The following is a 20065-nucleotide window of genomic DNA, read 5'->3' as shown; positions in this document are numbered from 1 at the left end:
GTCTGCGCCTGTGTGTGCACAATACTGCCCTTATCTTTTGGGCGAGTCTGGGCCGTATATACGCTTGGGTCATCTACCCTTTCCTGGCTGAAATAGTCCCCATAGTGAAGGCACTGAGGGACAAAATATTGGGGTTTCTGGGTGTTTTTCAGGGCGATGTATGGTGCTGCAAGCCCACAGATTTCATCAATGAACAAAGAAAATATCCAAACGAATCAACCAGGTCACAGCATGTGGCGCATGTCGGTGGCCCCTATGATGGACTGGACGGACAAGCATTGCCGCTACTTCCACCGTCTGCTCAGCCAGCACACCCTGCTCTATACCGAAATGGTGACCACCGGTGCTCTGGTGCATGGCGATGTGGCCCGCCATCTGCGTTTCGAAGCCGAGGAACATCCTGTGGCGCTGCAGCTGGGAGGCTCGGAGCCGGCAGATCTGGCGCACAGCGCGCGCCTGGGCGTGCAGTGGGGCTATGACGAGATCAATCTCAACTGCGGCTGCCCTAGCGAACGCGTGCAGCGCGGCGCTTTCGGCGCCTGTCTGATGAACGAGGCCGCACTGGTGGCCGATTGCGTCAAGGCCATGGCAGATGTGGTGTCCGTGCCGGTCACCGTCAAGCACCGAATCGGCATCGACAAAATCGAAAGCTATGATTTTGTGCGCGACTTCGTCGGGACCGTTGCCGACGCGGGTTGCCATGTGTTTGTGGTTCACGCTCGCAATGCCTGGCTCAAAGGCCTCTCCCCCAAGGAAAACCGTGAGATTCCGCCGCTGCGCTATGAGGTCGTGGCACAGCTCAAGCGCGACTTTCCGGGCCTGACAATCGCCGTCAACGGCGGCATCAAGACTGATGATGTGGTGCTGCAGCAACTGCAGCAGGTCGATGGAGTCATGGTGGGTCGCGAGGCCTATCACAATCCCTGGTGGATGGCGTCCTGGGATGCTCTCTACTATCAGGATGAGAGCAGAGAACGCACGCGCGAGGGAATTGAGGAGCAAATGGTGCTGTATATGGAGCGCGAAGCACGCGAGCATGGCACGCACTGGTATTCGATTGCCCGGCATATGCTCGGTCTGCGCAACGGTCTTGCCGGTGCGCGCCGCTGGCGTCAGGTCTGGAGCGACCACCGCCTCAAGCCCCTGCCACCGCACGAGGTGATGAAACTGGCCCGCACCAAGCCGAACGAGATCCAGCAGGAAGCCGCAGAGCAGATGCTATGAGCCTGCATGAAAAGCTGACTTCAGTCAGCTTTTTTACTTTCAGACACCGCGAAATTCGGCCTTCGTTGCGCAATCCCCGCAGATCCGGAGCTTGAAGGGAATTCACTACTTCGCATGTCAAACTCTGCTGTTATATTGCACTGCAACATAACCCGCAAAAGTGCCTCCGATGCTCTATCAGATCTACGAAATGCAGCGCGCAATGGTCGAGCCATTTGCAGACTTTGCCCAGGCCGCGTCCAAGTTCTACAACAATCCTCGTTCGGTCTTCAGCCAGGTGCCTTTGGCCCAGCGCATGGCTGCGGGCTTCAACCTGATGTATCGCCTGGGCAAGGACTACGAAAAGCCCGAGTTCGATCTGCATAACGTCGAGGTCAACGGCGTGGATGTCACCATCCGCGAACGTGTGGAGATCGACAAGCCGTTTTGCGAACTGCGCCGTTTCAAGCGCTTCTCCGACGACCCTGAGACGCTGGATCTCATGCTCAGCCAGCCTGTGGTGCTGATCGTGGCCCCACTCTCCGGCCACTACGCCACCTTGCTGCGCGACACCGTGCAAAGCATGCTGGGAGGCCACAAGGTCTATATCACCGATTGGAAAAACGCCCGCATCGTGCCGCTGTCCGAGGGCGAATTCCACCTGGACGACTATGTGAACTATGTGCAGGAGTTCATTCGCTATCTGCAAGGGCGTTATGGTCAGTGCCATGTGGTCAGCGTCTGCCAGCCTACGGTGCCGGTGCTGGCGGCGGTTTCGCTGATGGCCAGCCGTGGCGAAGTCACGCCGCTGTCCATGACCATGATGGGCGGGCCCATCGACGCGCGCCGCTCGCCAACGGCTGTGAACAATCTGGCCGAAACCCGCAGCTACGAATGGTTCGAGAACAACGTCATTTACGAAGTACCGAACAATTACCCCGGTGCCGGCCGCCGTGTCTACCCGGGCTTTTTGCAGTACTCGGGCTTTGTGGCCATGAATCCCGACCGCCACGCCAACAGCCACTACGACTATTTCAAAGACCTGATCAAGGGCGACGAGGCCAGCGCCGAGCATCACCGCAAGTTCTATGACGAGTACAACGCGGTACTGGACATGGACGCCGACTACTACCTGGAAACCATCGCCACCGTGTTTCAGGAATACAAGCTGGTCAAGGGCACCTGGGAAGTCAGGAACGAGCAAGGCAAGCCCGAGCTGGTGCGCCCGCAGGACATCAGGAACACGGCCTTGCTGACGGTTGAAGGCGAGCTGGACGATATTTCGGGTGCCGGCCAGACCCGTGCCGCCCATGATCTGTGTGCCGGCATCGCTGCCGAGGCACGCCAGCATATCGAAGTGCAAGGCGCGGGCCATTACGGCATCTTCAGCGGCAGCCGCTGGCGCAAGACCGTCTACCCTCAGGTGCGTGACTTCATCCTGTCCCACCAGCCAGCCAGCGCCACGGCCGCCAGCGCCGCTGGTCATCTGAGCAGCGTCAGCGATGATGGGCCCGAGCTGGAAAGCAATGAAGCCCATGCCGACAAGCCTGTCAAGACTGCGAAAACAGGTGAAAATAGTGCCCCTGCCCAGAAAGGACGCGGCTCCCACCGCGCCAGGGCGTAAAGGCTCACCAGACCAGAATGAACTCATCCCTGTCCGCAGCCTCTTCGCTTCAAGCATTGGCTGCGAACATTGATGCAGCCCTGCCCCAGACACAGTGCACGCGCTGCGGTTATCCCGACTGCGCGTCCTATGCCCACGCCATTGCAAGTGGAGAAGCCGCCATCAACCAATGCCCCCCCGGCGGCCAGGAGGGCGTACGCCGACTGGCGTCCATCACCGGCAGGCCAGAGTTGCCGCTCAATCCCGAGAACGGCCTGGAGGCACCCCGCGCCCTGGCAGTGATCGACGAAGCATGGTGCATAGGCTGCACGCTGTGCATCAAGGCCTGCCCTACCGATGCGATTCTGGGTGCCAACAAGCGCATGCATACCGTGATTGCCGACCATTGCACGGGCTGCGAACTGTGCATTCCCGTCTGCCCGGTCGACTGCATAGAACTGATCAATGCCAGTGCTGACACCACAGGCTGGTCTGCCTGGAGCGCTGCGCAGGCGGAACATGCCCGCAGCCGCTATGGCTCACATCTGCAGCGCACGGGCCGCAAGGCCAACGCGCCGGTGCGCACCACGGCGCAGCCCGCGGCAACAGGAACCGGCGCTCAAGCCGTCACGACGGCAGCGCCAGCTCAGGACAAAAAGGCGGCGATTGCCGCCATTCTCGCCAAGGCCAAGGCTCAGCGCGCCCAGAATTGATACCAAATAAGCCTCTATCACTTATATATAAAGCGCCAGATGCTCTTAATTCAATAGTATCCTCTGGGACTGCAAAGGTCTCTCGGGGTTTCACTAGGCGCCGACCAGGCTCTTGTAGACGCCACAACCCCAGTAAAGGCCTGCGTGCTTGCAGACATAGGACATCTTGGTCTGCACCTGCTGATTGCTGGGGTTGATGTAGTCGTATTCCACCCAGCCCGGGCGAAGTTCGGCCTGGGCCATGATATCGGCCATCAGGCGGTCGCCGTCGATACCGGGTACGTCCTGCACACGCAGACCCACTTTGGCCGGATTGCCGCCGAAGGCCCGGTACTCCCCTTCGGAGGACAGGGCAAACACATACATATCGCGGTCGTGAAACGGCTGCGCAGGATCGGAGACGACCTGCAGCAGGCTGGCGACACTCGAGGAGCTTCTGGCTTGCCGCATGGTCGCATTCACCAGCGCCACGGCCTCCTCGGCCGTGCCCTGCTGCAACCTGAAGCGCGACACTGCGTCCGACAGATGCTGGGCACGCAGCTGCAACTCCTGCGCCTGCTGCAACGCCTGGCTCACCATCTGGGCGTTGTGCTGGGTGATTTCATCGATCTGGTGCACGGCATTGCTGATTTCCTGAAGCCCTGTGCTCTGGCTGCTGGCCGAGTCCGAGAGCTCCCCCATATGACTCACCACGTCGTGGACGGCCCGCGTCACACCCTGGATTTCCTCGACGGCGCCGCGCAGCAGCAGCGTGCTCCGGCCGACCTGCTGCACGGTTTCGCCTATCAGTTGCCGAATCTCCTTGGCTGCCTCGGCGCTGCGCTGGGCCAGCGTACGCACCTCACTGGCCACCACGGCAAAACCGCGCCCCTGCTCGCCGGCCCTGGCGGCTTCCACCGCCGCGTTGAGCGCGAGAATATTGGTCTGAAAGGCAATACCGTCGATCACCCCGATGATTTCCCGCATGCGCCCTGCATTGCGCTCGATCAGTTCCACCGACTGCACCGCATGCTGCATGGCTCGGGCCCCCTGGTCGGCAGCCGAGCGCACTCCGTCGGCGCGGCCATGGGCCGCCTTGCTCACCTCGGCATTGTGCTGAACCGCCGCCGTGAGCTGCTCGACACTGACCACGGTCTGCGCCAGATTGCTTGCCTGCGTCTCGGTACGCTCGGACAGGGCCTGATGGTCCTTGACCATACTCTGCCCGGCCTGGGCCACCAGGGCCGCGTTGCTGCGGACATCGGCCACCATGGCCGACAGCGCATGCACCATGGACCCGGTGAGGCTTGATGCCGCCGGTCCATGGCCTGGCTTAGCGCCAGCGCTCATGCTCAGGTCTCCTTGGGCGACCTTTTCCAGCGCCAGCTGCATGTCCTGCCACTGCTGCTGCCAGCGTTTGTGAAGAGCGCCTAGCCACAGCAACACTCCCAGGGCCCACAATGACAACCAGCCCAGCTGCAAAGTTGCGCTGAGCCCCAGCACGGGCAAACCAGGCCCGGCGAGCAGCCATGGCAGCCCCAGCCACAGCCATCCGGAATTCCTCACTCGTACGCGGTTTTTTTTGTCGGGCAAGATGCGCTTTTGCATTGCCAGTCTCCATTCGTTTTTTGTTGTTGACTTCGTTTGCTGACTTCGCAGCTTGTTCACGGTAGCCACTTGCTCTGTCATCCAGCTTACGTAACAAATTGCAATTTCCAGAGCCTGCAAACCCGCAAATTCGAAACCATGAGCACTGTTTTCTCATGCGAAAATGGCATCAGCCCATAATGTGTCACTATGAATCCCCTGCTCTCGCGCTTACAGCCTTATCCGTTTGAACGTCTTCGCCAACTGTTTGCCTCTGCTCAACCGCCTGAGGGCCTGCGCCCCATCAGTCTGGGTATTGGAGAGCCGCGTCATGCCACGCCAGCGTTCATTGAAAAAGCACTGAGCAGCGAACTGCAGGGTCTGTCCGTCTACCCTGCCACCGCCGGTCTGCCGGCCTTGCGCCAGGCCTGCGCCCAATGGGCCAACCGACGCTATGGCATCGAACTGGATGCCGCGACCCAGGTTCTGCCCGTCAATGGCTCGCGTGAAGCCCTGTTTGCCTTCACCCAAGTGGTGGTGGACAGCACCCGGACCGGTGCGCGCGTAATCTGCCCCAACCCCTTCTACCAAATCTACGAAGGTGCGACGCTGCTGGCTGGGGCTACCCCGTATTACGCCGCCAGCGATGCCGCGCGCAACTTCGCCGTGAACTGGGACGCCGTGCCCGAGGAGGTATGGCAGAACACGCAGATGATTTTTGTCTGCTCGCCCGGCAATCCCACCGGCGCCGTGATGCCGCTGGGCGAATGGGAAAAGCTGTTTGCGCTGTCCGACAAGCACGGCTTTGTGATTGCCAGCGACGAGTGCTACAGCGAGATCTACTTCCAGGAAGAAGCTCCGCTGGGCGGTCTGGAAGCCGCTCAGAAGCTGGGACGCCATGATTTCAAGAATCTGGTGATGTTCACCAGCCTGTCCAAGCGCAGCAATGTGCCAGGATTGCGTAGCGGCTTTGTGGCGGGCGATGCGGCCCTGCTCAAGTCCTTCCTGCTCTACCGAACCTATCACGGCGGTGCCATGAGCCCTGTGGTGCAGACGGCATCGGTCGCTGCCTGGGGCGACGAAGCCCATGTGCAGGAAAATCGCCGCCTGTACCGCGAGAAGTTTGCCCAGGTCACGCCCGTGCTGTCCAAGGTCATGGATGTCAAGCTGCCCGATGCCAGCTTCTACCTCTGGGCCGGCATTCCGCCGGAATTGGGCATGGATGATGCACAATTCGCCAAAGAGCTGTATATTCATACAGGCGTGACGGTTTTGCCGGGAAGCTATCTGGCACGCGAGGCCCATGGATTCAACCCCGGAGCCAACCGCATCCGAATGGCTCTGGTGGCCGAAACGGCAGAATGCCTTGAAGCAGCTCAGCGTATTGCCCAGTTCATCGAGTCCCGCACACGCTGATTTCCACCCAAGGTCTGCCTTGCGCAGGCCTCATGACCCAACGATTCACCTCAACTTTCGATCTTTGACCGAAAACATCATGACGCAACAACTGCAATCCATCATCGACAACGCCTGGGACAACCGTGCCAATATCTCGCCTTCCGCCGCCCCCAAGGAAGTGGTGGATGCCGTGGAGCACGTGATTGCCGAACTCAACGACGGCAAGCTGCGCGTGGCCACCCGCGAAGGTGTGGGCCAGTGGACGGTGCACCAGTGGATCAAGAAGGCCGTGCTGCTGTCCTTCCGTCTCAAGGACAATGCGCTGATCAACGGCGGTGCCCTGAACTTCTTCGACAAGGTGCCCACCAAGTTCGAAGGCATGAGCGAAGCCGAGATCGCCGCCACCGGCGTGCGCGTGGTGCCTCCTGCCGTGGCCCGTCGCGGCTCCTTCATCGCCAAGGGCGCCATCCTGATGCCTTCCTATGTGAACATCGGCGCCTATGTGGACGAAGGCACCATGGTCGACACCTGGGCCACCGTGGGCTCCTGCGCCCAAGTGGGCAAGAACGTGCACCTGTCCGGTGGCGTGGGCCTGGGCGGCGTGCTCGAGCCCCTGCAAGCGAACCCCACCATCATTGAAGACAACTGCTTCATCGGCGCCCGCTCCGAAGTGGTCGAAGGCGTGATCGTGGAAGAGAATTCCGTTCTGGGCATGGGCGTGTACATCGGCCAGTCCACCCCTCTGTTCAACCGCGAAACCGGCGAAATCACCTACGGCCGCGTGCCCAGCGGCTCGGTGGTGGTCAGCGGCAACATTCCAAAGCAGACCAAGGACGGCAAGGACTACTCCATGTATGCCGCCATCATCGTCAAGCGTGTGGATGCACAGACCCGCTCCAAGACCAGCATCAACGACCTGCTGCGCGACTGATAGGCGCCCGGCCATGCTCGCTCCGCCCTGGTGCGGAAGCTGCACCGGCAAGCCCTGCACAAAAGCCTGCCGCTTATTAGCGCGCAGGCTTTTTTCATGCCGAAGGTCGGCTTTGGGCGTCATGCACCATCTGTACCGATTGGACACGCGCTAACATGCGCGGACAGAGAGGCTGCGCAAAAGAGGATGAAGAGCAAATGAGCACCATGGAAAAAATTCTGCGTCTGATGTCCGAGAAAAAGGCATCGGACGTGTATCTCTCCGCCCGGGCACCCGCGCTGATCAAGATCAACGGCATCTGCATCCCCATCAACAATCAGGAGCTGCCGGTCGAAGCTCCCCTGGCCTTGCTTTCCGAAGTCGTCAAGCCCGAAGCCATCGAAGAGCTCAAGCAGACTGGCGAGCTGAACATGGCGATTCCCATGAGCGGCATCGGCCGTTTTCGTATCAGCGCCATGCGACAGCGTGGCTCCTATGCGGTGGTCGTACGCTTTATCTCGTATCAGATTCCGTCGCGCAATGAACTGAATCTGCCTGCCATCGTCAGCGAACTGGTCATGGAAAAACGCGGCCTGGTGCTGGTGGTGGGCGCAACGGGCTCGGGCAAGAGCACGACGCTGGCGACCATGATCGAAGAACGCAACGAAAAGCTCACCGGCCATATCCTGACGGTGGAAGACCCCATCGAATTCCAGTTCCGCAACAAGAAATCGATTGTCAACCAGCGTGAGGTCGGCACCGATACCAGCACACTGGCGACCGCACTCAAGAATGCGCTGCGGCAGGCCCCCGATGTCATTTTGATCGGCGAAATCCGCGACCGCGAAACCATGTCGGCCGCGCTGGCCTATGCCCAGTCCGGTCACCTGTGCCTGGCCACCCTGCACGCCAACAACAGCTATCACACGCTCAACCGCATCCTGTCCTTTTTCCCCGAGGAAGTGCGGCCCAGCATGCTGGGCGAGCTGGCAGCCTCGCTCAAGGCAGTGATCTCCCAACGCCTGGTCCGCACCGTCGACGGCACGCGCGTGCCGGCCGTGGAGGTGATGCTCAACACCAAGCTCATCAGCGACATGATCGTCAAGGGCGACTTCGGCGGCGTCAAGGAGGCCATGGAAAAATCCATGGCCGAAGGCTCTCAGACCTTTGAGGAAGCACTGGCTGCGCTGGTGCGCAGTGGCACAATTGAGCGCAACGAAGCGCTGGCCTATGCCGACTCGCCCACGAATCTGATGTGGCGTATGGATAATGACGTCAGCCATGCGGCCACTGCTGTCAAAGCTCCGGCCATCACCGATGTGATCCTGCCCGGCGACGACGATATGCCGTCCTTCACGGAAATCACCCTGGATGTCAGAACCGCCTGAAGCCGTCCGCCAAGGCGGCTTTGGCATTGTTTTAGTTTCAAGCCTTCTCCCTACATGTCCCGGACCCTGCAACTGACCGAGCAGCTCATCAGCCTGCCCTCCGTCACTCCCGAAGATGCTGGCTGCCTTGAGCTGCTCGCCGCTGCCCTGATGCCCATGGGCTTTGCCTGCGAGCGGCTGGATAGCGGCCCCGCCGACTTCCGCGTACAGAATCTGTGGGCAAAACGCTCTCCAGCGCTTTCTCAGTCTACGCAAGGCGCTATCAATCCAGATAGATCTGTGCTGGTCTTTGCCGGCCATACCGATGTGGTGCCACCCGGTCCGCTCAAGGAATGGACCAGCCCGCCTTTTGTGCCCATGCACCGCGACGGCAAGCTCTATGGCCGTGGGGCCAGCGATATGAAGACCTCCATCGCGGCCTTTGTCGTGGCGCTGGAAGAGTTTCTGCAGGCCACGCCCGAGCCCGCCTTTGACATTGCGCTGCTGCTGACCAGCGACGAGGAAGGCCCCTCGGTCGACGGCACCAAGGTCGTGGTCGAGCAGCTACGCCAACGCGGCGAACGCCTGGACTGGTGCATTGTGGGCGAGCCCACCTCGGTCAAACAGACCGGCGACATGATCAAGAACGGCCGCCGCGGCACCATGAGCGGCAAGCTCACCGTCAACGGCGTACAAGGCCATATCGCCTATCCGCAGCTGGCACGCAATCCCATTCACGAGGCCCTGCCTGCACTTGCCGAGCTCGCCGCCACGGTCTGGGACCAGGGCAATGCCTTCTTCCCGCCCACCAGCTGGCAGATCAGCAATATCCATGGCGGCACGGGCGCCAGCAACGTCATTCCCGGCCACGTGGTGATCGACTTCAATTTCCGTTTCTGCACCGAGTCCAGTTCCGACTCCCTGCAAAAGCGCGTGCATGAAATCCTGGACCGTCACGGGGTCGAATACTCGCTGATCTGGACTGTGGGCGGCCAGCCCTTTTTGACCACGCCGGGCACGCTGGTGCAGGCCGTGCAGACCGCCATCAAGGATGAAACCGGACTGGATACCGAGCTGTCCACCACCGGCGGCACCAGCGATGGTCGCTTCATCGCCCAGATCTGCCCCCAGGTCATCGAGATGGGCCCGCCCAATGCCAGCATCCACAAGATCGACGAACACATTGCCGTGGCCGATATCGAGCCGCTGAAGAACATTTACCGCAAGACGCTGGAGCAACTCCAGCGCCAGCAGACCGCAACCCAGACCGCATGAGCACTACCAGTACAACCCTGATCTCCGGCAACACCGTTGCCGAACTGATTGCCAGCGGCACCCGGGCGCTCACCGCTGCAGGCGTGGCTTTTGGTCATGGTACGGCCACGGCCGAAGACGAAGCGGCCTGGCTGGTGCTCTGGAAGCTGGGCCTGCCCCTGGACAGCGAGCTCACTCCAGGCGCTCCGGAATCTGTCGCAAATCAGCCTGTTTCCCTTGATATACAAGCGCAGACAGCTAAGCTTTTTGATGAGCGTATCCGCAGCCGCAAGCCCGCCGCCTATTTGACGAACGAAGCCTGGCTGGTAGGGGTGCCCTTCTACATCGACGAGCGCTCCATCGTGCCGCGCAGCTTCATCGCCGAGCTGCTGGCCGACGGCAGCATCGACGGCTGGCTGTCCGACAAGACCGTTCAGGTGCTGGATCTGTGCACCGGCAACGGCTCCCTGGCCTGCCTGGCCGCCATGGCTTATCCCGAAGTCCGGGTGACCGGAGCCGATATCTCTACCGATGCCCTGGCCGTCGCACGTATCAATGTGGACAAGCATGGGCTGCAGGATCGCGTGACACTGCTGGAGAGCAATGGCATGAGCCAGGTGCCCGGCCCCTGGGATCTGGTGCTGTGCAACCCACCCTATGTGAATTCGGACAGCATGGGCAAGCTGCCCGCCGAGTACCAGGCCGAACCCGAGCTGGCCCTGGCCGGCGGCACCGACGGCATGGACTTCATCCGCCAGCTGCTAGAGGATCTGCCTGCGCGCCTGAACAAGGATGCCGTGGTGGTGCTGGAAATCGGCAATGAAAAGCCGTACTTCGAGGCCGCCTTCCCTGATCTTCCCGTGTTCTGGCTCGACACCAGCTCGGGTGACGAGCAGGTGCTGCTGATTACCGAAGAGGCCCTGCGCCACTGGTCCGACAACGCGCTATCCTCATAAAGGCCGAAGCTGTCAGCCAAAAAGGCCCGGTCGAACCGGGCCTTTTTCTTTTTGCCGCTCGCCAGGCATGCCAAGTCAATACGCCATGATGCGTGTGGCCAGCTTCGAGATCGGCGTGCGTATCAGTCCCTCGACCCTGGTCGGCAACAACATGGGTTTGAGCAACATGCGCACGGCCAGGTCGGCAGGCAGACGGCGGCTGACCAGCTCGTAGATGCGCTGGGCCATGTCCTCGAAGCGCGTGCTGCCATCGGCGAAATAGCGGCCCTTGTGCGCCCAGACATGGCGCAGCGCGATATCCGAATCGCTCTCGCGCAGCTCCTTGAGGCGGCCGTAAAGGGCCTTGGCAATGCGCGCACGGCCCACGGGCGACTGCTGCTGCAGCTCCTTGAAATACTTGAGGAAGTGCTTGAAGTGGTTGACCTCGTCATTGCGGACATTGCCCAGCAACTCGCTGAGTACCGGCTCGTCGCTGAGCTCGCGCAAGGTGTGATAGTAGGCCGTGGTGCCGGTCTCCACCACGCAGCGCGCCACCATCTCCAGCCGCGGGTCGGGGTAGAGCTCCTCCATGGTGCACAGCTGCGAATATTCAGCGAAAAAGCTGTCGTAGGCTTGCTGCCAGGGAAACTCCGGCCATACGGTCTCCACATAGGCCCGCAGCGCGCGCCCGTGTTGCAGTTCCTCGAACTCCCATTGATCCTTGAGCCAGACCGCGATTTCGGGCCAGGCCGCGTAATGCTCCGCGAGGTTGGCCGCGTAAGTATCCGAGCCGGTTTCGATGAACGAGGCGCTCATCAGCAGAAAGAAAAGATCCTGGTTGTGCTCTATGGCGCGGCGATCGATGGCAGAGAAGTCAATGTCTTCAATGCGCCAGTGGGCAGAGCCGTTTCTGCTCGGAGTGTTTGAAGGTGAAGAGAGGGACACGTTTTGCTGCATCAGTTGTAGGACCGACATACTGAATATGTCGGACTTCAGACTTAGAGATATGCCATCTTGTCGACATTTGGCCCTTGCGCCATGTCAGATTACGCCGACATTACAGGAGGCTAACAATTCTTCAATTAGCCTTCTACAGGCTTTCACACCAGCCTTCAAGCTGATTTTTTAAGTGGCAACCATGGATCTTCGCGGGCTTCGCTATTTCATCACCGTGCTGGAGGCTGGCTCGATCTCGCGGGCTGCCCATTCCCTCTATGTGGCCCAGCCGGCACTGACCGCGCAGATCAAGAAGCTGGAGTCCGAGCTCGGCATCCAGTTGCTGGAGCGGACCCACGCGGGAGTCACGGCCACGCCAGCGGGCAGCCGGCTGTACGAGGATGCCCGCCGCCTGCTCTCCGATGCCGACGCCATGTGCGAACGCCTGCAGCGCCTGCCCATGGGGCCGGAAGGCTCGGTCAGCATTGCCATGCCGTTCCTGCTGACCGGACTTCTCATGGGACCGGTGATTGCCGGTCTTCGCCAGAGCCACCCGCGAATACGGGTGTTTGTGCTCGACGACTCCAGCCTGATGGTGCAAAAAGCCATGCTGGAGCGTCGTGCCGATCTGGGCGTTCTGGTGGACACAGCCAGTCTGCAGGGCCTGCAGGTGCAGCCCATGGCCACCGAGCCCATCTATTTCTGCGGCCATGACGCACTGGGCAAGGTCGCACCCCTGCTCTATCGACACAGCACCGCAGAAAAAACTCCCTGCCTGGACTTTGCCCATGCTGCGGCACAGCCACTGGTGTTGCAGTCGCGGCGCTTTTCCATACGCCAGACGGTGGAGCAAGCCGCCAGCGATCTGCAGCTCGGTCTAAACATCGTGCACGAGCATGACTCTGCCCGTGTCATTCGATCGCTCTATCAATGCGGCGGGGGCTTTACCTTCAGCCCCGCCTGCTCGGTGGCAGAGAACCCCCTTCCCCAGAACGCCGGCAGCGCCTGGATCGTGGCCAGAGTCTGCAACCCCGACCTGCAACGACGCTACTATCTGGCACGCCAGCCCGGACGCACCCACGACGCTGCGGTACAGGTGGTTCAGGACGCCGTTCTGCGGCAGGTCGAGGCCATGATCGGCGAGGGCCGCTGGCCAGCCCACTGGGACTACGCTGAGGCATAAAGCGCAGCCAAGCACGGTGAACACGGCAAATGCAGCGGCCAACTGTCAGCTGTGCTCCTGGCACGGGACAAACCCGCAGCACAGCACCCTGCAACCAGGCACGTGGGGCACAAGTCATTGATATTCCAAGCCATCAAAAATATTGATGAGGATGGATAAGCAAACGGTATTTCCTTGATCTCCTTCGTTTTGGGACAGTCCGAGCAGATGCCGCACACCGGTGCGACGCTGCTTCAACAAGGACTTGCCCATGACCACTTCTTTGCCCGCGGCCCATATGCCCGGCGCCCCTACCGCCCCTGTGCCGGGCGCTCCTGCACCGGGCGCTCCTATATCCAATGTCGGTGCACTCGTTGCGCGCTGCTGCCGTCTGTATGCCGACCACCTCGCGGTGACCAGCGCCAGCAAAAGCCTCAGCTATGCCGCGCTGGAGCAGCGCAGCAACCGCCTGGCCAATGCCTTGCTGGCTCAGGGTCTGCAGCGTGGCGACCGCGTGGGCATCTACCTGCCCAACTGCACCGAAATCGTCGAAATCGAGCTGGCCTGCTACAAGGCCGGTCTGGTCAAGGCACCGTTCAACGCCCGCCTGTCGCCCCGTGAAGTGATCGAGATAGCCGACAACAGCGATGCAGCCCTCATCGTCACCACGGCGGAACGTGCCGAGAGCTTTCGCGCCCAGCTACGCAAGCCGCAGGTTCGGCTGATACTGTTGGATGACAATGAAAATAATAGCTATGAGCGCTTGCTGGAAAAGGCCTCAGACCAATTTTCATCGGTGTCCGTGCATGAACACGAAGTGGCCGTGCTGCACTACACCTCTGGCTCTTCGGGCACGCTCAAGGCCGCCATGCAGACCTTCGGCAACCGCCTGGCCCAGCTGCGCAAGTTCCTGATGCGCGGCGAAGGGATGCAGCCTGGTCATACCCTGGGTCTGGTAGGCCCTGTCACCCATGCCTCGGGCATGCAGCTGATGCCGGCCCTGTGCACAGGCGCCACCATCCACCTTTTCAGCAGCTTCGAGCCTGCGCGCTTTCTGCAGGACATGCGCAGCCTGCGCGTGACCCACACATTCATGGTGCCGACCATGATCAATATGCTGCTGGCAGAGACCGCAGGCCGCTACCGTCCCCTGCCCGATCTGCTGCGCCTGGGCTACGGCGCCGCCCCCATGGCACCGACTCGCATTCTGCAGGCCATGGATGTATTCGGGCCCGTGCTCAGCCAGGGCTACGGTGCGGGAGAAACCACCTCGGGCGTCTGCGCACTTACCGTGCAAGACCATCTTTATGCCCGCGCCGCCAGGCCCGAGCTGCTGTCCTCCTGCGGGCGGCCTTTTCTCGAGTCCTGCGTGGAAGTGGTGGATGACGAAGGCCGGCCGCTACCCCAGGGTGAGGTGGGAGAGATCGTGGTCAGCGGGGCCGACGTGTTTGCCGGCTACTGGCGTGCCCCCGAACTGACGGCCGAGGTGCTCAAGCACGGCCGCTATCACACCGGCGACCTGGCACGTGTGGACGAACATGGCTTTGTCTACATCGTGGACCGCAAGAAAGACATGGTGATTTCGGGCGGCTTCAATGTCTATCCGTCCGAAGTGGAGGCCGTGCTCCATGAACATGCGGCGGTGCAAGACGCCTGCGTGTTTGCCATACCCGACGACAAATGGGGTGAAGCCGTGGCTGCCCACATCGTGCTCAAGCAGGGGCAGACACCCGGTGACACGGGCATCAACGAGGCCATCGACCGCTTCTGCGCCGATCGCCTGGGCGGCTTCAAGCGCCCGCGCCATATCGAGTTTGTGCAGCAGCTTCCCAAGAACCCGAATGGCAAGGTCATGCGCAAGACCGTGCAAGCGCCCTACTGGGCCAACCACATCCGAAAGGTGAACTGAGATGAATGCCAAAGACACCATGCAAGCCGTATCCCCGAGCTCTGCCTTGCTTGCCATGCCGTTTGAGGGCTCGCCGCGCGCTGCCGAGCTGATTGCAGCCCTGCAGGATTTCCTGCATGGCGAGCTCGCAGAGCTGGCCCAAAAGCACGGTATCAGCCATGACAACAGCGCCAGCAAGGAGTTGCTGCGACAGGTCTGGAAGCGTTCGCGCGAGCTGGGCTTCTACGGCATGACACTGCCCCGCGCCATGGGCGGCGAAGAGCTCTCGGTGCTGGACCAGGTGCTGATCAAGGAAGCCATCTATGCCAGTGGCTCACCGTTCGCCCCCCATGTGCTGGGCGAGCTGAGCGGCCCGCCGCGTATCGGCTCTCTGGTGCGCAAGGCCACGCCTTTTCAGATGGAGCTGTTCATCGCACCCGTGGCGCGCGCCGAAAAAGCCATCTGCTTTGCGCTGACAGAATCCCAGGCGGGATCCGATGCAGGCGCTCTGCAAACCAGGGCCGTGCGCGAAGGCGAGCACTATGTGCTGACCGGTCGCAAGCGCTTTATTTCGGGATCGCCGTTTGCCGACTTTGCCGTGCTCATGGCCTCTACCGCCCCCGAGGGCAGCGCCGAACGGGAGATCAGCGCCTTCTTTGTGGACCTGGCCGCACCCGGCGTGGAAGTGGTCGGCGGCTACAAGACCATGGCCGGGCAGTCGCACACCGGCGATATTCATCTGAACGCCGTGCGCGTGCCCGTGGCGCAGCTGATTGGCGAGCCAGGCCGCGGCCTGGGCCTTGCGCTGGGGCGCATTACCGTCAACCGGCTGCTGCACTGCCCCGCCATGCTGGGTCTGGCGCAGTGCGCGCTGCGCGATGCGCGCGACTATGCGCTGAGCCGCCGGCAGTTCGACCGCAGCATTGCCCAGTTCCAGTCCATACAGCACATGCTTGCCGATATGGCCACCGACTGGACAGCCGCCCGCGCGCTGATGATCCAGACCGCCCGCGCGCTGGATGCAGGCATTGATGCACGCGCCCAGGCCTCGATGAGCAAGCTGTTTTGCTCGGAAAAAGCCTTTGCCATCGCCGATCGTGCTGTGCAGATCCACGGCGGTGAAGGCATTGTCCAGGGCCGTCGCGTCGAATTTCTGTTCCGCATGCTTCGCATGTACCGTGTGCTCACCGGCACCAGCGAAATCCAGCGCAACACCATCGCCAAGGAACTGCTTACGCCCTGACGAGACATAACCAATTAGCGATAAAAACAGGAGACAAAATGAGCACGCAACCCTTGAACCTCTCAGCCAGCAACAGCGAGCGCCGCCAGTGGCTGCGAATCGCTGGCGCCCATCTGGGCGCCGCAGGCCTGGGTGCTGTCGGTCTGGCCGCCCAGGCCCAGAGCTGGCCCAGCCGCCCCATCAAATGGGTGGTTCCCTATATGGCAGGTACCGGTCCGGACAATGCCGCGCGCATCGTCTCCGAGGCGCTGGGTCAGCAGCTGGGCCAGCCTGTGGTGATCGAAAACCGCCCCGGCGCAGGCGGCAACATCGGTGCGCGCCAGGTCGCCCGCGCTGCCGCAGACGGCTACACGCTGCTGTATTCAGGCTCGCCCATGGCAGCCGCGATGCGTATGTACAAAAACCCGGGCTTTGAGGTGTTCAAGGATTTCCGGCATGTGATGGGCATGTCCCGCTCGGACATTCTGCTCGTGGTCCACCCTGGCTCCGGACTGAGCAGCCTGGCCGACCTGATCGCCGCCAGCAGATCCCGCGATATCGACTACGCCTCTGGCGGCGTGGGCACGCCGTCGCACCTGGGCGTGGAGCTGCTGCTCTCGGCGCTGCAGATCAAGGCCACGCATGTGCCTTACAAGGGGGCATCCGATCTGGTCAACGCAGTGCTGGGCCAGCAGGTGGTGTTTGCGGCACCTATCTTTTCCGTCGCCTACCCCCATGTGCAGGCGGGCAGGCTGATCCCGCTGGCAGTCGCCGGCGAGCAACGCAATGACAAGCTGCCCCAGGTCCCCACGCTGGAGGAAACCGGCGTGAAGAACGTACATCTGAGCTCCTGGGGCGGCCTTTCGGTGCCCAGGGACACGCCGCAAGCCATCACCACCAGGCTGCGCAATGCCATGGATGCGGTGCTGAGCCAGCCCAAGGTGCGCCAGCTGCTTGAGATGGATGGCGGCAAGGTGCAGATTCTGGACTCCGCTGCCTACACCCAGGCGTTCGAGCATGAGCTGAAATTCACCGAAACCATGATGAAGCGCATAGGCCTTCAAGCGGTATGACGACTCCGACTGAGCCGCCGTACCCGGGGCGCCGCTGCCGCCTGCTCATTCCCGCATGCTCCTGAGGCTGCGGGCATTCGCGGATAATCGGCTCCAGTCATGATCAGTCTCAAGAACATCACGCTGCGCCGCGGCACCAAAGTCCTGCTCGACCAAGTCAGCACCACCATCAACCCGGGAGAGTCCGTCGGCCTTGTCGGCCGCAACGGTGCCGGCAAGTCCAGCCTGTTTGCCCTGCTCAATGGCAGCATCAGCGAAGACGGCGGTGATTTTTTCATCCCTCCTCAGTGGCGCATGGCACAGGTGGCCCAGCACATGCCGGAAACCGACGAATCTGCCACCCGGTTCGTACTGGATGGCGACACGCGCCTGGCCGAGCTGAACGCCCAGCTGGCTGCAGCCGAAGCTTGCGGCGATGGCATGGAGATCGCCCAGGCCTATGTGGATCTGGCCGATGCCGGTGCACATGATGCAGAATCGCGCGCACAAGCCCTGATTCTGGGTCTGGGCTTCAAGGTTTCCGAGCTGGATCACCCCGTCAACAGCTTCTCGGGCGGCTGGCGCATGCGTCTGCAGCTGGCCCGCGCACTGATGGCTCCCAGCGATCTGCTGCTGCTGGATGAACCCACCAACCACTTGGATCTGGATGCCCTGGTCTGGCTGGAGGCCTGGCTCAAGCGCTATAGCGGCACGATGATCGTCATCAGCCATGACCGCGAATTCCTGGACGCCATCACCAACGTCACACTGCAGATTCAGGGCGGGCAGATCAACCGCTACGGCGGCAACTACTCGCGCTTTGAAGAGCTGCGCGCCCAGCAGCTGGAGCTGCAAGCGGCCAGCTTTGCCAAACAGCAGGAAAAAATGGCTCACCTGCAGAAGTTCATTGACCGCTTCAAGGCCAAGGCCAGCAAGGCCAAGCAGGCACAAAGCCGGGTCAAGCAGCTGGAGCGCATGGAAAAGATCGGGCCGGTCCTGGCCGAAGCCGAGTTCACCTTCGAATTCAAGGAACCTGCCAACCTGCCCAACCCGATGCTGGCGATTTCCGACGCCAGCTTCGGCTATGAAGACGAGGACGGCAGGCAGACCACCATCTTGCGGGGCGTCAACCGCTCCGTACTGGCAGGCCAGCGCATCGGCATTCTGGGAGCCAACGGCCAGGGTAAATCGACCCTGGTCAAGACCATCGCCCGCGAGATGAAGGCGCTGGCCGGTACCGTCACCGAAGGCAAAGGCCTCAATATCGGCTACTTTGCCCAGCAGGAGCTGGACGTGCTGCGCCCCAGCGAGAACCCGCTGGAGCACATGATCCGCCTGGCCAGGGAACTCGGCGCTGCCGCACCTGCCGCCAGCCGTGAACAGGACTTGCGCAACTGGCTGGGCACTTTCAACTTCAGCGGCGACATGGTCAAACAGTCCGTGGGCAGCATGAGCGGCGGCGAAAAAGCCCGGCTGGTGCTGGCCATGATCGTCTGGCAACGCCCCAATCTGCTGCTGCTGGACGAACCTACCAACCACCTGGACCTGGCCACCCGCGAAGCGCTGGCCATGGCGCTCAACGACTTCGACGGCACCGTGATGCTGGTCTCCCATGACCGCCACCTGCTGCGCGCCGTATGTGAAGACTTCTGGATGGTGGGCCGCGGCGTTGTCGGCCCCTTCGATGGCGACCTGGACGACTACCAGCGCTATCTTCTGGAAGAGTCCAAGCGCCTGCGTGAGGAAGCACGCAATGCCGAACAGCAGGCCGCAAGCACGCCAGCGGTGCAGGCTCCGGAAGAGTTCAAACCAAATACGCCTGAAGCCCTCGCTACAAAAGTGCCAGACGCTCCGAAAACAGAAGCAATCACTGACGCAGCTGACCCTAAGGAAGCCCGACGCCTGGCTGCTGCAGCTCGCCAGCAACTGGCCGAAAAGACCAAGCCTTTCAAGAAAGAGCTGGAACAGATCGACAAGACGCTGCCCAAGCTCAATGCAGAGCGCGGCACTCTCGAAGCCAAGCTGGCCACGCCTGGCCTGTCGGGCGGCGATATCGTTGAAGCCGGCAAGCAGCTGAGCGCCGTCAACGCCGAAATCGATCAATTGGAGGAGCGCTGGCTGGAGCTTTCGGAGCAGATCGAAGCCCTGTCCACCGAAACCTGCTGAGACCGTAAAGCCGCCCTGCCCTTGCCCAGCATTGGCAGGGCGCTATTCATTTTGAATAGATTCAGTAGCCGCTTACAACATCAGCAAACGTGAGTTGCATTTTCTTGCGCGGTTGATTCAGCTTCTTGTCAACCTGCAGTTCAGGCCAGGCGTTGAACACGCAAAGGAGTGAACTGCAATGACCACCACTGTTACCGACACCGCCAAAGCCCAGCCTGTAAAGGCAGCAGCAGCTATGTCTCTGATGGCCTGGCCTTGGGACGAGCGCGATCGCAAGCGTGCCCCTGCATTCGCAGCCTGATGATCACTGGATAAAAGAACAGGCAAAAAATTTCCAAAAAGCTGTCAACGAGCTGAATCTGTCAGACGTTAAACAGACATACAGGAGAGATTCCCATGCAAACCACGAACATCATGTCCATCTGGCCCGAAGACGAACGCGATCGCAAGCGCTAAGCGCTCGCCGCGCAGCACTGTGCAGACCAAAGCGCAGTGTGTTGCAGCCAGGTGCCCGGGCAGTCGGCACTGATAGGCCAAAGAACCCACAAGCCTTGCTGCCCCGCGCTTGACCTGCCGCTCTCTGAAGTGGCTCCCCTTCCTCAAAACCCGCATGAATGATTTCTGCGGGTTTTGTCATTTGCTGAACCGAATTTCCCGGCCGCAGGCGAGCAGTGCAAAGCGAGAGGCATG

The 20065-nt window shown here is 61.3% G+C and carries 16 protein-coding genes; 13 read left to right on the top strand and 3 right to left on the bottom strand.

Going from position 1 to position 20065, the window contains the following annotated elements; genetic code table 11:
- Positions 1-189: 189 nt before the first annotated feature.
- From dusA to rsxB, 3 genes are all read left to right on the top strand, one after another.
- A complete protein-coding gene (dusA, locus tag FSY59_RS25440; RefSeq protein ID WP_148729904.1) occupies positions 190-1224 on the top strand; it encodes a tRNA dihydrouridine(20/20a) synthase DusA in 1035 nt (344 codons plus the stop codon).
- A gap of 169 nt (positions 1225-1393) precedes the next feature.
- On the top strand, positions 1394-2827 hold the full coding sequence (locus tag FSY59_RS25435; RefSeq protein WP_003054857.1) for a polyhydroxyalkanoate depolymerase: 1434 nt from the start codon (positions 1394-1396) through the stop codon (positions 2825-2827).
- Positions 2828-2844: 17 nt separating this feature from the next.
- Positions 2845-3519, top strand: a complete 675-nt coding sequence (gene rsxB, locus FSY59_RS25430; RefSeq protein ID WP_148729903.1) for an electron transport complex subunit RsxB — start codon at positions 2845-2847, stop codon at positions 3517-3519.
- A 93-nt stretch (positions 3520-3612) separates the two neighbouring features.
- Here rsxB and FSY59_RS25425 read toward each other — a convergent pair whose 3' ends face one another.
- Positions 3613-5106: a methyl-accepting chemotaxis protein gene (locus FSY59_RS25425; RefSeq protein WP_148729902.1), complete on the bottom strand. Its 1494-nt coding sequence runs from the start codon at positions 5104-5106 to the stop codon at positions 3613-3615.
- A gap of 189 nt (positions 5107-5295) precedes the next feature.
- On the opposite strand from FSY59_RS25425, the gene dapC reads away from it, so the two are divergent.
- From dapC to prmB, 5 genes are all read left to right on the top strand, one after another.
- Positions 5296-6501 carry a succinyldiaminopimelate transaminase gene (gene dapC / locus FSY59_RS25420; protein ID WP_003054850.1) on the top strand — a complete coding sequence of 402 codons (1206 nt, stop codon included), beginning with the start codon at positions 5296-5298 and terminating at the stop codon, positions 6499-6501.
- Positions 6502-6580: 79 nt separating this feature from the next.
- Complete coding sequence (dapD, locus tag FSY59_RS25415; RefSeq protein ID WP_003054847.1) at positions 6581-7414, top strand: 2,3,4,5-tetrahydropyridine-2,6-dicarboxylate N-succinyltransferase; 834 nt, start codon at positions 6581-6583, stop codon at positions 7412-7414.
- Positions 7415-7611: 197 nt separating this feature from the next.
- Complete coding sequence (locus tag FSY59_RS25410) at positions 7612-8781, top strand: PilT/PilU family type 4a pilus ATPase (RefSeq protein ID WP_003054845.1); 1170 nt, start codon at positions 7612-7614, stop codon at positions 8779-8781.
- A 54-nt stretch (positions 8782-8835) separates the two neighbouring features.
- On the top strand, positions 8836-10035 hold the full coding sequence (gene dapE / locus FSY59_RS25405; protein ID WP_043373097.1) for a succinyl-diaminopimelate desuccinylase: 1200 nt from the start codon (positions 8836-8838) through the stop codon (positions 10033-10035).
- Entirely contained in the window at positions 10032-10970 is a 939-nt protein-coding gene (gene prmB, locus FSY59_RS25400) for a 50S ribosomal protein L3 N(5)-glutamine methyltransferase (RefSeq protein ID WP_043373100.1), read from the top strand. The genes dapE and prmB overlap by 4 nt, the downstream gene beginning before the upstream one ends.
- 75 nt (positions 10971-11045) lie before the next feature.
- Here prmB and FSY59_RS25395 read toward each other — a convergent pair whose 3' ends face one another.
- Positions 11046-11906 (bottom strand): ferritin-like domain-containing protein, encoded by an 861-nt coding sequence (locus tag FSY59_RS25395; RefSeq protein ID WP_019043980.1) that lies wholly within the window; start codon positions 11904-11906, stop codon positions 11046-11048.
- A gap of 181 nt (positions 11907-12087) precedes the next feature.
- On the opposite strand from FSY59_RS25395, the gene FSY59_RS25390 reads away from it, so the two are divergent.
- A complete protein-coding gene (locus FSY59_RS25390; RefSeq protein ID WP_148729901.1) occupies positions 12088-13068 on the top strand; it encodes a LysR family transcriptional regulator in 981 nt (326 codons plus the stop codon).
- A 114-nt stretch (positions 13069-13182) separates the two neighbouring features.
- Here the strand turns inward: FSY59_RS25390 and FSY59_RS27485 are convergent, their stop codons facing one another.
- Positions 13183-13320: a hypothetical protein gene (locus FSY59_RS27485; RefSeq protein WP_155496387.1), complete on the bottom strand. Its 138-nt coding sequence runs from the start codon at positions 13318-13320 to the stop codon at positions 13183-13185.
- Between the two features lie 25 nt (positions 13321-13345).
- Between FSY59_RS27485 and FSY59_RS25385 the strand changes: the two genes are divergently transcribed.
- The 4 genes from FSY59_RS25385 (at position 13346) to FSY59_RS25370 (ending at position 19375) form a co-directional block, all read left to right on the top strand.
- Complete coding sequence (locus FSY59_RS25385) at positions 13346-14956, top strand: class I adenylate-forming enzyme family protein (protein ID WP_148729915.1); 1611 nt, start codon at positions 13346-13348, stop codon at positions 14954-14956.
- Position 14957: 1 nt separating this feature from the next.
- The gene (locus tag FSY59_RS25380; RefSeq protein WP_148729900.1) at positions 14958-16178 is read left to right on the top strand and encodes an acyl-CoA dehydrogenase family protein; all 1221 of its coding nucleotides are present in this window, start codon (positions 14958-14960) and stop codon (positions 16176-16178) included.
- Positions 16179-16216: 38 nt separating this feature from the next.
- The gene (locus tag FSY59_RS25375) at positions 16217-17230 is read left to right on the top strand and encodes a tripartite tricarboxylate transporter substrate binding protein (RefSeq protein WP_148729899.1); all 1014 of its coding nucleotides are present in this window, start codon (positions 16217-16219) and stop codon (positions 17228-17230) included.
- 99 nt (positions 17231-17329) lie between these two features.
- A complete protein-coding gene (locus tag FSY59_RS25370) occupies positions 17330-19375 on the top strand; it encodes an ABC-F family ATP-binding cassette domain-containing protein (RefSeq protein ID WP_003054821.1) in 2046 nt (681 codons plus the stop codon).
- Positions 19376-20065 lie beyond the last annotated feature (690 nt).

The organism is Comamonas sp. Z3 (assembly GCF_008121565.1).
Taxonomy (GTDB): domain Bacteria; phylum Pseudomonadota; class Gammaproteobacteria; order Burkholderiales; family Burkholderiaceae_C; genus Comamonas; species Comamonas brasiliensis.
The sequence above is the reverse complement of the archived record's forward strand: the minus strand, read 5'-3'. Positions and strand labels throughout refer to the sequence as shown.